The 16,057-nt window shown below is 44.4% G+C and carries 9 protein-coding genes; all 9 read right to left on the bottom strand.

The genetic code is table 11. The features are described from left to right. Positions 1-194: 194 nt before the first annotated feature. The 9 genes from MUP17_08430 to MUP17_08390 all read right to left on the bottom strand — a co-directional run bounded on the left by MUP17_08430 (position 195) and on the right by MUP17_08390 (position 16,031). The gene (locus MUP17_08430; protein MCJ7459003.1) at positions 195-395 is read right to left on the bottom strand and encodes a twin-arginine translocase TatA/TatE family subunit; all 201 of its coding nucleotides are present in this window, start codon (positions 393-395) and stop codon (positions 195-197) included. A gap of 372 nt (positions 396-767) precedes the next feature. Beyond that, positions 768-1,595 carry a UbiA family prenyltransferase gene (locus tag MUP17_08425; protein ID MCJ7459002.1) on the bottom strand — a complete coding sequence of 276 codons (828 nt, stop codon included), beginning with the start codon at positions 1,593-1,595 and terminating at the stop codon, positions 768-770. 3 nt (positions 1,596-1,598) lie between these two features. Beyond that, positions 1,599-3,170, bottom strand: coding sequence for a BamA/TamA family outer membrane protein (locus tag MUP17_08420; protein ID MCJ7459001.1), 1,572 nt, complete (start codon positions 3,168-3,170; stop codon positions 1,599-1,601). Beyond that, positions 3,139-6,579, bottom strand: coding sequence for a hypothetical protein (locus MUP17_08415; GenBank protein MCJ7459000.1), 3,441 nt, complete (start codon positions 6,577-6,579; stop codon positions 3,139-3,141). The genes MUP17_08420 and MUP17_08415 overlap by 32 nt, the downstream gene beginning before the upstream one ends. Before the next feature lie 225 nt (positions 6,580-6,804). Then, positions 6,805-7,779 (bottom strand): NHL repeat-containing protein, encoded by a 975-nt coding sequence (locus tag MUP17_08410; GenBank protein MCJ7458999.1) that lies wholly within the window; start codon positions 7,777-7,779, stop codon positions 6,805-6,807. Positions 7,780-7,833: 54 nt separating this feature from the next. Further along, positions 7,834-8,673: a hypothetical protein gene (locus MUP17_08405; protein ID MCJ7458998.1), complete on the bottom strand. Its 840-nt coding sequence runs from the start codon at positions 8,671-8,673 to the stop codon at positions 7,834-7,836. A 14-nt stretch (positions 8,674-8,687) separates the two neighbouring features. Continuing rightward, complete coding sequence (locus tag MUP17_08400) at positions 8,688-9,599, bottom strand: hypothetical protein (protein ID MCJ7458997.1); 912 nt, start codon at positions 9,597-9,599, stop codon at positions 8,688-8,690. Positions 9,600-9,971: 372 nt separating this feature from the next. Beyond that, a complete protein-coding gene (locus MUP17_08395) occupies positions 9,972-13,088 on the bottom strand; it encodes an FG-GAP-like repeat-containing protein (protein ID MCJ7458996.1) in 3,117 nt (1,038 codons plus the stop codon). A 267-nt stretch (positions 13,089-13,355) separates the two neighbouring features. Further along, positions 13,356-16,031 (bottom strand): PorV/PorQ family protein, encoded by a 2,676-nt coding sequence (locus tag MUP17_08390; GenBank protein ID MCJ7458995.1) that lies wholly within the window; start codon positions 16,029-16,031, stop codon positions 13,356-13,358. Positions 16,032-16,057 lie beyond the last annotated feature (26 nt).

Raw genomic sequence — 16,057 nt, 5'->3', positions numbered from 1 at the left:
TTGCTAAGAACAAAAAATGGAAGGCTGAAGTCTTCGCCAGGATCCTGCGGATAAGACCTTGTCCGAATTTGGATCCATAGGAACGGCCTTCCGCAACTAAAAGAATTAAAAAAACGTCCGGGATAAACCCGGACGCTACGAAATTCCCTTTTCAGACAAAAAATCATTCAAAGACAAAAATATGAACCGGTTTTTTAGCCAGCTAACTTTTTCTTATCCTCAGGAGTTGGCTCCTCCTTCTTCACCTCATTCTCCAGCTCCCGCATCCCCTTTTTAAACTCGCTCACGCTCTTGCCTAATCCTTTGGCAATTTCCGGTATTTTCTTTGCACCGAATAAGAGCAATAGGACTAAAAGGATTAAGAGAAGTTCCTGGGCTCCAATTCCACCAAGCATTTTTTTCCTCCTTAATATTCTTTAATCCGGTTTTAAGTCAGATCAAAGCCGGGTTATTAATCTTTCAAATAATATACGCTTAATTTATTCCAAACACAACTAAAAAAGAGTATAACCAGGTTCGATAAATCGAACCCCTGCAGCCGTCATCGTAGTTGCTTGATTTATCAAGCATTTTAAGAAATGTAGCGGAGGTCTTCAGACCTCCAGGGGATGGGGAAGCGACAAAGATGGAAGGCTAAAGTCTTCGCCAGGATCCTGTGGACAAGACCTTGTCCGAATTTGGATCCATAGGAACGGCCTTCCTCTACATTTTACTTTCAGGTTTCTCGTCGGGCGTGAAGCCCGACGCTACGTGTCCAAAAAAATCAATTAAAAACTGCCGGCGAAAATCGCCAGAAGACCCAGAAGCATCTCGAATTTCAAAAGCCGGCTTAAAGAGCCTAAATTTTCCCTTGAGGGATTATTCCAAAGGGAGAGGATGATATAAAAAAGCACAAAATCCACCATCAAAACCAGAATGAGGTAATAAATAGAAAATATTTTCAGCTTATAGGGGAAAATAGTCAGGATTATTAAAACCAGGAAAATTGCAGAGGCTAAGAATTGAGAATTTCTCATTCCATAAGCAATCGGAAAAGTCTCAGACCTTAATGCTTGGTCTCCTTCTACATCTTCCATATCCTTAATCAATTCCCTGCCCAGGTGAAAAAGAAATGCCAGGATTGCCGGGATTAGCGAGATCTCAGGATTTTTGGAGAAAACCCCGCCATATATGAAAGCCAAAGCCGAGATAATACTTACTGTCACGTTCCCGATAAGAAACTCACGCTTAAATCTAGCGCTGTAAAGGAAAAGGAAAATTATCGCGACTAAAGCTATGCCTATGGAAACGGGCTTCAGGAAAAAGCTCAGAATAAAGCCCATTAGAAAAAGGGAGATCGAAAAGATAAGTGCTTTCTTTGGGGACAAATCGCCTCCGGGCAAAATACGCAGTGGGCGGTTGATTTTATCTATTTCCAGATCGAAATAGTCATTTAAAACGTACCCGCCTGCGGAGATGAGTGCAGCAGAAAGGGCAGATAAGAGCAGCTTCCCCCAGGAGGATACTCCGCCTATGAACCCTCCCATTAGCACTGAGATAAAAGTAATCAGGTTATTTTGAAAACGGGTCAGTTTGAAATACGGCTTAAATCTCATCTTTTAAAACCGGTTGGAAATCCCGAAGTGGATTTTCCCCTGTGAGAAACTGTCCTTTTCTCCAAGTGCGTAATCGACTTCGTAGGCTCCCAACTTTGTATCGACTTTCAGTCCTAAACCGAATCCAGACCTGCTGCCTGAGAGCTTGGTCACGGAACCGGTAGCAGGGTTTTCGACTATGCGGCTGAAGTAACCGAAATCCCAGAAAAGATAAGCCCTTGATTCCGGACTCAATATCAGCCTGTATTCTAAGTTTGACCAGAAAAGCTTATCCCCGGAAAACTCTTGTTCCCTGTAACCCCGAAGCGAATTTAAGCCTCCCAAAGAGAACTGATCCGAGATCGGAATTTTTTTCTCGGAGCTTTGGATATCCCGCAGATGCAGACCCAATGCCACTACCTGCTCTTTGTAAACCGGAAGAAAACTATCTAAATCCAGCAAAATCCTTGCCTCATTGGATGACCCTCGATCCGGATTCAAATCCTGTGTGAAATAGTAATTTTTCCTGCCGTAGATTATCTCAGCCTGGTCATAAATTCCTTTTCTTGGGTTATTGGGAGCATCCAATAAATCCAGGCTGAATTTCATCCCGAATTTGTATTTCCGGCTGGATGGTAAAATGCTCTTCAGCCTCTCATCTGCTGTCACCTTCTCCCATCCAGTGGAAAATCCAAGCAGGATTTTCTCTGAAGCAGAATAATTGAAGCGCGTGTTTAAGTCTAACTTAAGATAGCTGGAATCATAGTCTATCTGTCTCAAATCCAACTGTACGGATAACGGCAGGTTCAAAAGGTACGGCTCCCTGAAGGAAAAGAAAAGGTCAAAAGAATAAGGATCCTTCTTGGTCCAGCTTATCTCCCCTTTTCTCCCTGTGCCGAAGATATTGTCGAAAACGAAATTTAACGCCCCGCTGAAATATCCAGTGCCGCTCTGGGCTCTGGGAACATATCCTAAAACGCCCAGGAAACTGTTTTGTCTTTTTTCCTCCAGCTCTATTTTCAAAGCTGACCAGGATGGATCAGGCTCTGGCACAAGCTGGGCGCTTTTAACCGTTTTTATAAAGGATGCCCGCCTGAGAGCTGATAAGCCGGATTCAAGCTTCCTCTGAGAAAAATAAGCCGAACTGTCTATATCTAATATCCTTTTCAGGATTTTTTCTTTAGTCGCTTTATTCCCGTCAAACTCAATCTGCCCGATCCTTACCCTTGGTCCTTCTGTTATCCTCAGCTTGAAGGATAGCCAGTTAGTGGAGTCAGGTAAACTTAGACTGTGATTGAAATCTTCCAGATCTATCTGGCAGAATGGAAAACCGCTCTCCTCATATAAGTTCAAAATCGCATCAGTGCTTTTTTCCAGAAGCTCGTCTGAATAATAACTGTTCGGCTTTAGCCTCATGCAGGTGTAAACAGCTTTCGCATCAAAGTACTGATTCCCGCTAATTTTAATATCTTTTATCTTTTGTTTCAATTCAGTGGAATTCACCTGATTGAAAGCCAGCAGCAAACACCCGAGCAGGGTAATAAAAACGAAATGTATTTTCATTTTAGAAATAGGCTTTGACTTCAAATTTTCCATAATGTTTTGTGCCTCTTATCGGCTCTTTTAAACCCGAATAGTTGAGCGTGGCTGAAAGGGCCTGGCTCAGTCTGTAATCGAAAATTAAAGCCCAGACAAAATTGTCCCCCGGCTTTCTGCCCTCTGCCATCTCCCAGGGTAATACCTTATCGACAGGCGAAAATTTGACCCGAATCCAGCTTATTTCCGAGTGCAGTCTCCCCTGTCCTATTAAAGAAAATGAGACTTTTGGCGTTAATTCAAACAGGTTTACCTTAAGCCCGGATTCTTCCTCGTCTTCCCTCAATAATTTGCTGGATAAAGTCATCTCTAAGGAGTTTTTCTCTCTTCTGGTAAAATCTACCCTCACCCTTTTCCCGTTGATTGAAAGCAAATTGAAGGCTGTATTCTGTCTTTCCCTTTTCTCTTTAGTGACCTCAGATTCCAGAAGGTTTTTGGGGGATAAACGGTAACGTAAAAGAGCAGACTGGCTGGTTCTTTTATCCTGATCCTTTCCATAGACCAGAAGGTTATTTTCCCGGTCATCAGAAGCCCATCTCAGCCTCAGGTTAAAAGGCGAGGAGGTAAAAAAGTAAAAATCCTGCTTTAAAGAAAAATCTCTAAGAAGCGTTCCGTCAGCACCGCCCTTGTCAAAAGGATTCAGAATAAAGCCGGCCCAGGAAACCGGACCTGAGATGAGATTGGAAAACCTGACAAAAGTGTCGGTATAGAACTGCTTCAGGGGCCTTGATTTCGGGAAAAGCTTGCCCGGATAAAAGATAGCTCTGAAGCTTTTGTCTAACTGCTTTCCCGGAACATACTCGTCCAGCGTCTCCTTTTGCAGGATGTAGTTTCCTTCAGGGTCAGGGATATATTCGCCATTTTCATACCGGTACTGCCCTCTTCCACTCCCCACGTCAATATAGTTATCCACGCTTTTTTCCGCACCCAATTGATTAACTGAATAATACAGGTTCAGAACCAGAACCTGGCTCTTCGGATTATAATCCAACTTTAGCGCTCCAACATTCCCCCTCTCCTTCATTCCGGTCTTGATATTCCTTGCCCGGTAGATATACTCTAAATCAGTTGATAAAACCTCCTTATAGTTTCTCAAGGATACTTGATTCTGCCAGGTATAAGAAGTATACTCACGTTCCCAGAAAACTTTTTTTCTTTCTTCATCGTGATAGATAAGCTGAGAAGATAAGCTCCATAAACTACCGGATTCCAGCCTTATGCTTCCGGTTAGCTCATCATATTTTCTGTTCGGCAAGAGTGAACCCGCAGTATCAAGCTCCTGTTTTTCCGCATTCCAGGATAACTGGGTGGAAAGCTTTTTCCAATGATGAGCCAGAGAGAGATTCCTTCTCTGCCAGGCTCCTGCCTGGGTTGACGCAACTCCTTTTTGTGAGCTTTTGATATCCTCGGATGAAGCTTTAGCCTCAACGCTCTTGAAAGGCCGAAGGGTAATGCCGAAACCGTTACGTTTCGACTGGAAAAAATCTCCTTTATTCAGAGACCCCAAATCCATATTCAGAGACAGGTTCTCAACCGGTGCAAAAAATGACTTGAATCTCATAACCTTCTCTGTCCCTTTTTGGGAGTCGTCAAAAAGACCCCAGACCCGGTCTTTTTCTATCTCATCCGTCCTGCCAAAAGGAGAGAAATTCTCCCCCAGATTTCTATATAAACCTTCAAACTTCAATTTAGACAGGTTATGACCAAACAGCTCTAAGTTCTGTTTTTCAAATCCTGTTTTGAAGAGGAAGGCATTACCGGAGTTATCCGCGTTACCTGTTGAGGAGAATAAATTCAAGTCTTTTTTGCTCAGCCCCCAGCCTATCTCCGAAGATAGTCCTGGAAGAATATCCAGACCCATATCGAGATCGACCACCGAATGGCTCGAAGGCAAGGGCAAAAATACCACTGGCAGGTAGTCGCCTTTTCCTAAAGAGACGTATTTGAATATTCCTGCCCCGGTATAGATGTAGCTCCCTTGTGAACTACCTACCCAGCTGAAGTTGACCTGATAAGAACTGCTATCCTTTCCTGCATACTGGTAATATGAACTGCCTGCGGAATCAGTCAAAAGGTTATAATCTCCCTTGCCTGAGCCGACAAACTGAGCACCATCTTTGAGAGCTTTGGTTTGGTCCTCGCCTGAATTTTTCAGTATCTCCTTATCCTGAGATGAAAAAGCATAAGATAAAGGGTTGTTTTTGTCATCCCTTTCGTTTATGAAAAGCCCCTTGAGCTTCATTTTCCCGTCCAAAAATCTCCACTCCCCTCTGGTGTCATAGAAACTTCTTTCATAACTCTGGTCAGAATATTCAAACTCGACTTTTATCCTGGAATCGCTCGTGACCAGACGGGAAGATGAGAAGTTGAGCACTCCTCTGGAATAATCTATAGTGTAATCGTTTTCCGAGCCTCTGGAAAGAAGGTTTCCGTCCAGATAGACCTTCTCTGTGCCTGGAAGTATCTGTATTCCTCTCTGTCCATTTTCACCTTTCAGGTAATATGGACCCTGCTTACCCTCCACTCCCGTGAAGCTGTTAAGATAATATTTACCTTTGGAAGAAGCATAGGAGGCAGAAATGCTGTTTTCATTGAATTTACCCTCAGCAGATATCCCTTCCAATTTCTTATCATATCTCCCTGAAAGATTCCCGTCAAAGGAAAGATACTGGTCTCCCAAATAGCCATTGAAATTAGGAGAGTTGACCTGCATCAAGACCTTATCTAACTCTTCCAATCTCTTGGTAGTGCCATCCGGGGTCCCTCCTCTTCCCTGGTCAGAAATCAGGGCTAAGACTTTAACCTCTTTGGTCAAATTGCCTGAAAGTGTAAGGTTCAGACCCTGGGACAGAGAAAAAGACTCGACGTTACCCAGGTCAAAGGAGAAACTTTTGCTTCCTGAAATCTGAAGGTTAGATGAAAATGGTTTGTCACCGGATATCTGAGACAAGGGACTGGTGAAAATGCTGGAGACCTCTTTTGTGGACAGGTTCACATTTGAAGAATTAGAAGTCGAATTGTTCAAAGCTGAGGAATTCAAAGAGAAAGCCTCCTGGGAAAAAGAAAGCTCCCGGTGAAAATACCTTTTCTTGATACCGGATGAAAACTCTTCAAAGCTCAGGCGCAGAGAGTCATCTTTGCCCAAAGGCCGGGTGAGCCAGAGAAGCCCTTTATTATAATCGATAAGGTAATCTTTGTCTTTTTCCAAAAGCAGAGTGTCTTTTTGAACTTTTTCAGTATGGGTGAGAATATATTTTTGGGAAATAACATAGGGGCCAGATGATCCATCCCCTTTTAAGGTGAGTTCTGTTTTTGTGCCTATGGTCTGGCTTTGAAGGCTTGAGGACCAGAGCAAGATCAGCAGAGGAATAAGAAATAAAACGGATTTTTTTCTTAAAACGCATTTCATCTTGATCTTTTCGTCGGGTCAGGAGACCCGACGAGCACCTTTATGCCCTTATCGTTCTGAGACGACGACAACATTTCGTTGACCCCTCCCTTCCCTCCCCTATAGGGGAGGGTAATATATTCCCTCTCCTTTTTGAGGACAGGGTTAGGGAAAAGTTTTTCAATCTTCCCTCTGTCTCTACGTTTTTCTGCGGCACTGAAAGGGTCGCGCTACGAAAAAAATCTCTTATTCTACCAACTCTAATTGTTGAACCCGGTTATTGCCGGAATCGACCACGTAAATGGTTCTTCCTTCATAGACCTTCAAATCCGTAGGTCTGGAGAACTCACCTTCCCTGTCACCGGTTTTACCGAACTTAAAAAGCAGCATTCCGTTTCCATCTAATGCCACTATATCATCTTCATAAGTATTTGCGACGTAGACTACTCCGTTGCTCGAAACATCCACTCCAGAGGGTCTGTTAAGATCTCCTTTTCCAAGGGATCTGGCAAAATTCCCGAACAGGTCAAATACCGCTATCCGATCATTGCCGGAATCAGCCACATAGAGATACCCTCTGTCATCTATAGCTAAACCCTTAGGATCGACCAATGCTCCAGTGCCTGACTCAAACCCGCCCAATTTCTCCGCGGAGTTGAACTGGTTATTCAGCTTCCAGACACAGTCGTTTCCAGAATCGGCTATGTAGACCTCACCGTTTCTGGAGACTGCCACGCCCTCAAGCTGGCTATTGGCAAATGGTTGTTCTTTAATGGTGGAACCGACCAGTTGGATAAAATTCAGGAAGTTGTCAAATCTCTGAATTCTCCTATTCTGGGTGTCGGTGATGTAAAGGGATAGCCCGTTGTCCAGATTGACATAGCCGGGCAGGTTGAACTCCCCGTTATCCCACCCAAACCCGCCGGTCTCTTTTGAGAACTCGCCTCTCTGGCTGCACTTGACTATCCGATTATTCCCGGAGTCGACAATGTAAAGGTTCCCAACCTGATCAATAGCTATTCCCGTGGGTCGGTTGAGCCGGGCTGAACCTGACTCTTCTTCGCCTATGATCTTCACTGGGACTACTTGCGTAAGAGCGGGTCGCGATGTTCCTCCACCATCTCCCTGCCAGGAGGGAGCTGAGGCACAGCCACCCATTAGGACCAAGAAGACGAAAAGCGAGAACCCTTGAAGGAAACTTTTCAAAGTCATTCTTTTCATTTTCCGCTCCGGTGAGCCCATGTCAGGGTCTTGCGGATTGTTTCAGAGAAAATGTTAAAACCTTTTCTTTACTTTGAAGTAATAATGAGGATTTTTGCTGAAAGGATTGGCATCCAGACTGAATCTTAGGTCCGTGGGATTAATCGAGGAGAATTCCGAGCTCAGCTTGCGGTTGAACTTCTTCACGCTTCTGGCTGCATCCAGCACGCTGACTATACGGTTGACAGCAGCTAAGCCTACCATAAATAATGCCCTTCGGTATGCTGTTTTGCTCTGGTTGCGCAGATCACGGAAACGACCTTTGGAATCCTGAGAATTCCAGTTCCAGTTCCAGAAATCGTTTTCCGGGTAGATCGTAGCATCAGCCCCGTGATATAACCTGGCAAATTGATTATACTGATCCCGGGTATCGTAATAGGTTATATTCTCAAAGTAATCATCCGTTTTACTATCCAAATTCACACCGGCGTGCAAAGCGGCATAACCCTTATAATCGTTTTTCTTCCAGGAACCGTACGTTCTGAAGGCGAAAAAGCCAGCCCAGATAGACCCTTCCAACCCCAGGAATATCTGCGAGCCAGTTTTGTTTCCAGCATAGAGTTCACCTGCGCCGGGCAACAGCAGAGACAGAAGCATCGCCTTGGTAGTCGATTTTCTTCCACTCGGCTTCTGGAATTCATCTTCGAACGAAGGATTTATTTGCCTGTTCTGCTTTAATTTCTGTCCATCCAGGATTATTGAGGATTGAGGCGTAAAAATCGGTTTTGGAGGAACCAGGACAGAGCTGTGTCCTGTCTCTGCGTTTTCCTTCTCCTGACCCGAACTCGAAGTAACCAGAGCCAGGTTAAAGAGAAGAGCAAAGATCCAGATATTCCTAAAAAGTCTTTTAATCATCCTCATTTTTTGGTTTAAAATTTAGTGCTCACCGAAAATTTGGGTATAATCTCATCCCCGTTGTATTCAGTCAGCCTGATTTTCATATCTATCTGCGAGAACTTTTCTCCTTTTCGGTTGTAATGACGGACCGCGATAGCCGCATCAAAAGCCGAAAGCAGATGATTCGCTAAAGAAAACATAACAAAACGATTAGCTTTGTCAAGCAGAGAGTTAGAATCATGCCTCATATTCAGATACATGTCCCGGTTAAAAGTTGACAAAGCTCCGGTGAAATCGTCCCAGCCAAAACGGAACTGGTCATACTTTCCAACCTCTTCATAATACTGCTGGTTTCTGTCAACCGGCTGACCTGCCACTGGATGAAGCGAGTGGCTTAGTACAATTGAGTCACCCTCGCTATGGAAATATACGCCAGGTGTATCTACTACTATGTGTTCAAATCCCGGAAAGGTATCATACTTTAGTCCATAATAGCTGACCAGGGAGTCACTGTAAGCTTCTATATTCCAGTGCGCATCTGCAAAATTCAGGAATTCTTTCTCCTTATTTTTTCCTTTCTTGTGATAGCTAAAATATCCGGTCCAGAAACCTGCTTCCAAGCCAAAGAATAAGACTGCTTTAATCTTTGAGCCGGCATAAAATTCACCCGCACCCGGAACGACCAGAGAATAGAGAAAACCTCTTTTGGTGGATTTGCTTTTGAACTGGTACACGTCCATGTTCAATTTTTGCATGCCAGCAGAATCAGTCTGGGTTAAACTGTAGAGCTGCTGAGAGCTCTGGTAATTCATCTGGTTGAAATAACCATTAATGGAAGGTGCAGTTTCCTCTTTGGTAACTAAAGTCTCAGCTTTTGCCCAGGAAAAGAACAAAATCATAACCATCAACACCAACCCCGTTATCTTGAATCTCTTATAACTCACCTTACCTCCTTTATATTCGCTGTTTGCTGTTCGCTCTTCGCTTTTGGCTGTTTGTTTCTCTTTTATCATTGAACTTTTGAACCTTTGATTTTTTTTTATTTTTTATGTAGCGCGAGGCTTTCAGCCTCGCAATGCGACCCTGAAAGGGTCGCGCTACGGATTTTGAACCATTGAACTTTCTTTTTTGTGTAGCGGAAGGCTTCAGCCTTCCAATCTTTCTCCGTCTTTGTGCCCACCACAACCCTGGAGGTCTGAAGACCTCCGCTACATTTCGCTCGTTTTCGTAGCGTCAGGGTTTATCCCTGACGATTTTTTTTACGTCGGGCATAAAGCCCGACGCTACGTTGGAGGTCTGAAGACCTCCGCTACATTTCATTTTATTAACGCAACTTTACAAAAAGCCACGTTCTTTCCCCCATCAGATTTTGCCTCTACCCGGCAGAGATAAACGCCGCTGGCATATTTTGAGCAATCCCATTTATATTCATTCTCGGTATTGGCTTTGCCGGACTGGCTTGCCTGAGCTACCAGATCTCCTGAAAGGTCATAAATCTTTATATCAACCTGAGCGTCCCTGCTCAAAAAATATCTGATGGTAGTCTCATCCTTTGCCGGATTAGGGTAATTATAAACTGATTTATCCGGCATCAGGTCCGCATATACCGGAACAACTGGAAGTAAATCTGAAGGCACGCTATTGGTATGCCCTGCATTATAACCGTACATCAGCCAGGGAGTCTTCTCCTGTCCGTCACGATTTCTGACATCCATCGAGAAGCCGTACACCAGACCATCTTCTGTCTTGAAGAAAAGGTCTCTTTTCATATAGATTATGTTCCCGCCGGACATCTGAACGGAATCGTTCAGGATGATGCCGGAGGTAATGATGCTACTGCTCAAAGCTAAGGGAAAGCTGGTGAACCTGGAACCATCGCCGTGAAAGGCAGCCACCTGACCGTTACCCAGCCCGACCAGGATTTCCGCCTTACCATCTCCATCCAGGTCTCCCAGGATCGGGGCTGAATAGATCGGACCCACTGTTCCGGCTCTATCCAGAACCACCGGGAAATTGGTGGAAATAATCCCGTTGTAGTTATAAGCATAAATTTCGTTATCCCCGCAGAAGATGATTTCCAGATAACCATCACCATCAATATCCCCTAAAACCGGTGCTGATTTTATGTCACCAACCAGAACCGGGAATCCACTCAAAAGATGACCCGCTAAGTCCCAGGCGTAGATTTTCCCGTCACCTGATAAAACCACCACCTCCAATTTGTTATCCCGATTTAGATCTCCAACCACCGGAGGGAAATTGCCAGTAGAAGAGATTTGTGCTATGCAACTGCTATCGTCTGTTCTTCTTAAACAGCCTCTCTGGTTATTATCAGTAAGTACCAGTCCCACGCTGTCAATATAGGTGGTAGTCAGTCCATTGACTGATTCATGGTAATCCCCGTTTGAGATGAATATTACAGAATCAGCAAAAGAAAGCATCATCCATTTCCCATCTTCAGCTCCCGCAAAAACCTCAGGACCAAGAACCCCTGAGTTTAAATCTGCTATTACTGGTGTCATTGAAATTTTATTACCTACTTGAATACGCATAAAATAATCAGCTCTTCCGTCTGAATCTAAATCAGTAGCGTGCCAAATATAGAGATTACCGCTTAATGTCCCAGCCACTACTTCTAATTTACCATCTCCATCTAAATCTCCCAGAGAAGGTGTGCCGAAAATCGTTATATCTGCTTCTGCAAAAATCGCTAAAGGCTCATAAGTGTACTTTCCATCCAGACCTAAGATTGCGATTACATCCGAATTGGGAATAAACTTTGAGCCATCGGTTTTCCAGGCGAAGATATACTTACCGGATGCAGTCAATACTTCTTCTTTACCATTACCATCTAAATCCCCGTAAACCAGGGAGCTGTTGCCAGAGCTTGATATAATCCTCTGAGGCCAGCCCGCAAGGGAAATGTCATTTTTCACATTAAAGCTCATTACCGTTCTGATTGGCCCAATATTGGTTACATATATGTGGGTCTCTGAACGATCATTTGAACGGCTTGAGGGAAAACTATATGGTGTGAAATTTGAGTTATTCCCCAAATAATACATGTCCTCCTGCGAGCCGTAGCCCGTATAATAATTCCCACCGAAATCAATGAACCCATCTGCCTCTTCCAGAGTTATGAACCTGCGATCCTTATCCCACTGCAGTTTGTTATCGTCGAAGTTATTAAACCCATTATTATCAACGTCCAAATAAGCCACACCTTCATCGATATGCCAGATCAAAATCCCTGAGCCGGGCAAGAGATAATCGTATTCCCGATTGGCAACTTTCAGGGTGTCTTGCAACCTGACTGGACCTAAAATTACACCCGTGGACCTATCCGCAAAAAGATAGCTCGGCTCCCCATCGATATCTATCTGCCTGTTTTCCACCAGAAAATATTCCTGAGAATTAATGGGAATCTTGACCGTCTGCAAAGCGCCATCGCTGAGAATCTCCGAGGCATTAAGCTGGACGTTACTCTGGTTTGTTATCTCTACCGGATTGGTAAACCCCAGAAAAGCTTTTCCCCAGGCATCCGGATAAACCGGCATAAGACCTGAGACCGGGCTATTGCAGGAATCTAACTCTATTCCCACATCCATAGCGTTATTATCCATTAAAGAGAAATCGCCTATCTGGGTGGTGAAAGTACGCGTGTTATAGAAATCCGGAAGACCCAACTGATGCCCGAATTCGTGAGCCATAACCGCATTCAAAGCTCCAATGCGGGTATCCTGGGATCTGGTCTCAGGCATAATCATTCCTTCGGTAACTCCGTAAGTCCCGTTGTCGACTTTGACCGTATCGCCGGTAACGATGAATCCGGTAAAAAGGTCATTTGGCGTGTAGGTCGATACAAAACTGCCCAGATCGCTCTGCTTGTCAGACCCGGCATGAAAAATTACAAAGCAATTATATTTTGAAAAATCGATTTCCGGTGAGACCGAATCAGCCAGACCAAATGAGTCATCAAAAAACCGTTTTAACCCGTCAAAAGGATAATCCGGCAAGCCCGTGTCTCCGTAGTAAGAGATAGTGTGTGGCAGTTGATAGGTCAGGCTTTCCTCCAGCGGATAAACTTCGTATTTCAAGACCAATTTCCCATTTGAGACGGTATTCCAGTAATTGTTAAGCGCTTTAAGATGAGCCAAGAAATATCCTCTATAATGGGGTGAAGGGTCGATGATATTCCCATCCTGCGCATAATGCTCTTGATAGGTTCTGCGGTCGAACAGACCATCCCCGGTGGTCTTGGGGTCATCCGGGACTTCCTTTTGAAATTCCACCCTGATGGCTAAGACATTCAGAGTTTCCACCGGTGCATAATATTCTGAAATCGTTTTGAGAGTCGGGAGCGCGAATTTTGAAGTTCTTTCCAAACCGAGCAGGTTCTTCTGAGACACCTGGCTTTTAAATCCTTCAGGCACTGGTTTTGTCTCTTTTGACTCCTCTTGCGTTCTCTTTAACCCTTTGATTTGAAAAACCCTGCCTTCCTCAGCATAAGATGAGGACACCATTGAGAAAAAGAAGGAGAAAATAAGAAGAATAAAAGCGAGCCTGTCATTCTGACCCCGCCAGAGACAGGGGAAGAATCTCTTCCCACTAGGTTTTAGATGCTTCGCTTCGCTCAGCATGACACCTCTCACCGGTTTATTCTTTTTTGCACTCGAATACAAAATCCTTTTTCCTCTTCCTTAAAACCTTATTGTTCCTGAGATCCTGGTGGTATTGGCTAATGCTACATTCTTGTTTGCTGGAACGTAGGCAAAATCTACTCTTAAAAGGCTTATCCTCAGTCCCGCGCCAAAAGTAGAGGTTTTTATATCCCCTACCTTATCGTAGATATACCCAGCCCTTAATGCCACATAGTTGGCATACCAGTATTCCACGCCGACATTCTTCACTGCCTGGCTTACGATATTTCCTATGCCACCAACATCCACCAGCTCTTTATTTATTTCCCCTACTGCGGTTAGCTTATTATAAGGGGTATCAAAAATCTTGTAAGCAAATCCCAAAGCCAAGTTCCTGGGAAGGGGATCAGATTGATCCACGTCGATATAGGAAACGTTTGGTCCCAAATTGGTAATCGCTGCACCTAGGGTCAGTCTCTTGAGGGGGGTTTTATAGATAAGCCCCGCGTCAATGGCAAACGAGGAGCCGGTACCGCTCCCCCTTTCTTTGCCCGCTCCCTGGTCAGAAAGGTGACTGTAGATGAACTTAGCGCCCAATCCCAAAGCCAGCCTGTTTCCCATTCTGGTTCCGTAGGACAGAGTTAATGCCGCCTCATAAGGGCTTAATTCCCCCAAAAGGTTGCCGGACTCGTCAGTCCTTTGAATCACACCATAGGAGATGAAGGTTATGTTCCCTCCAAGGGTTCCCCAGTTCTCGGTATTCTGAACGTAGGAAAGATACTCGTAATTGACATCTTCTGCCAGCTCTGGAAGAAGAGCAGCATGCATAAAGGTGAGTTCCCTTTTCGCATGAGCGTAGATCACAACCTGGTCATCAGTACCAAAGAAAATATCCTTATCCTTGTAGATTATGCTATTAGTCTGTGCTTTCTCCAGGTCAGAGTGATAATATTTCCCCCAGGTCTCGCCATCGAATCTCAAAGTCCCGAATTCGGTTCCCACGAAAAGATTATTTTCCCCTACCATGGCTATGGAGAGTATGCGGCTGCCTAAGGAATTGGCATAGACATACAGCACCTGGCCCGGTATTAATTCCCTGGAAGGCAGATGGTTATATTCCATGATCTTTAGAGAAAGATTTTCAATCCGGTCATTGTCCTTATAGGGTAAGAACTTTGCTGCGACATCCTCCACCGTTTTTTCGTCTTTCACCTCATATTTCCGGTAACCGTATTTTTTCCATTTCCCTTCGTCGAATTTCAAAAGACCATTTTCAGTACCTACCAGAAGACCGCCTTTTTTATCGAATGCCAGGCAAGTCACCTTTCCCTCGAGGGGTAAATTATATTCTATTTTTAAAGGCTGACTGGAAGTTATCTGCTCTTTTCCAATGTAGTTTAAATCCCCAAACCTTTTATCGGCGAGCAGCAGTTTCTGCTCATCTTCACGCTCCATATACTGTTTTATCTGCTGGTCGTATTCTTCCGGAGACTTAACCGTCAACATAAAATAAGGAACAAAAAGGTTCCCGTCAAAATTTAAGAGTGCCCCAGGGGTAGCTGCCCAGATCTCCTTGTCATTCTTTGCTACAATCTGAGTGACCCTCTGGTCTTTGACCTCAGGGGCCAAATATATCCTGGAAAAACTCTTGCCATCAAACCTGACCACCCCGCTGTCGGTCCCCACAAAGGCAGTTCCTCCGGGAGTAAAAGCCATGGATAAAGCTTTATCCGAGACCAGTCCGTCCTGGATTGAGAACCTTCTCCACACTTTTCCGTCATATCTGTAAAGCCCGCTGTTGGCACCTACCCAGAGGTTATTCTCATCTGAAGTTAGGAAATTCAGGGAATCCATAAAAATCAGGCTGTAAGGCACCTCGAGCTTCTCAGGCAGAGATCTGAGGATTGGTTTTCTGGCTGCATTGATGAGCGATTCTTCTTTCTGTGTGTTTAAGGCCGAATCGTTGAGGGAACTGACTGCAAGATTCAAAAACTCGCTAAGGGCTCCTCTTTGAACCAGTAAATTCCCCCAGGCGGAAAGAAGGTTTTCCAATGCCCTCTGCAAATCCTGGTGGCGCGGGGAATCCTGAGGAGAAAGAGTTAGGATTTTATTCTTGAGATTTTCCAGTGAATCTCTATTTGCCCCGCAATTCTGCGAAGCAACCTGATCCAGCATTTTTCTTAACCTGGTCTCGTCCTGCACCTGAGTAAACTTCCTCACGATGCTCTCTGCTGTCTCACCAGATGATACAGTATAACTCTCAAAATTCCTCCACTCTTTATTGCTATATGCAGGTGCAAGATAACTTAGAATACCGATAATTGGAGGTGCGATTAGAGAAACGAGAATGTCTTCAGGTTTAGATTTTCTCTTGATTTTCATGCTTTTCCAGGCATAAAGATCACTCCCTGAGATTGCCCAAAGATCGTATTTATTATAATTACTTTCCGGAATATCATTCTTTAAAAGAGCCAGGGCTTTGAACTGATTGTCTGTTTTTCCTTTATACTCAATCCAGGTGCTGGCTAAAGGATAAAGCCCTAAACCAGCCGGGTTCCAGTGAGTGGCTGTGGCGTCATCCGCTACCGCCACAAAAGCTTCACCCATTCCTGCAGCTCTTGCCCCGGCGGCTATTCTCAGGAAAAGAACTGTGGACAAACTCACCTGAGCAAAGGACTGCACTGTCAGGCAAAGTATCACCATCAAAAGCACTCCAAGAAAAAGAAAACGCCTCATAAAACCTTCCTCCTCCAGCTAAATTT

This window comes from Candidatus Zixiibacteriota bacterium (assembly GCA_022865345.1).
Classification (GTDB): domain Bacteria; phylum Zixibacteria; class MSB-5A5; order MSB-5A5; family RBG-16-43-9; genus RBG-16-43-9.
This window is presented reverse-complemented; position numbering and strand designations above follow the sequence as displayed.

Excerpts from the sequence above, each read along its gene's own strand:
- MUP17_08405 (MCJ7458998.1), bottom strand. The coding sequence starts at position 8,673 with ATGATTAAAAGACTTTTTAGGAATATCTGGATCTTTGCTCTTCTCTTT.
- MUP17_08420 (MCJ7459001.1), bottom strand. The coding sequence starts at position 3,170 with ATGGAAAATTTGAAGTCAAAGCCTATTTCTAAAATGAAAATACATTTC.
- MUP17_08410 (MCJ7458999.1), bottom strand. The coding sequence starts at position 7,779 with ATGAAAAGAATGACTTTGAAAAGTTTCCTTCAAGGGTTCTCGCTTTTC.
- MUP17_08390 (MCJ7458995.1), bottom strand. The coding sequence starts at position 16,031 with ATGAGGCGTTTTCTTTTTCTTGGAGTGCTTTTGATGGTGATACTTTGC.
- MUP17_08415 (MCJ7459000.1), bottom strand. The coding sequence starts at position 6,579 with ATGAAATGCGTTTTAAGAAAAAAATCCGTTTTATTTCTTATTCCTCTG.
- MUP17_08430 (MCJ7459003.1), bottom strand. The coding sequence starts at position 395 with ATGCTTGGTGGAATTGGAGCCCAGGAACTTCTCTTAATCCTTTTAGTC.
- MUP17_08425 (MCJ7459002.1), bottom strand. The coding sequence starts at position 1,595 with ATGAGATTTAAGCCGTATTTCAAACTGACCCGTTTTCAAAATAACCTG.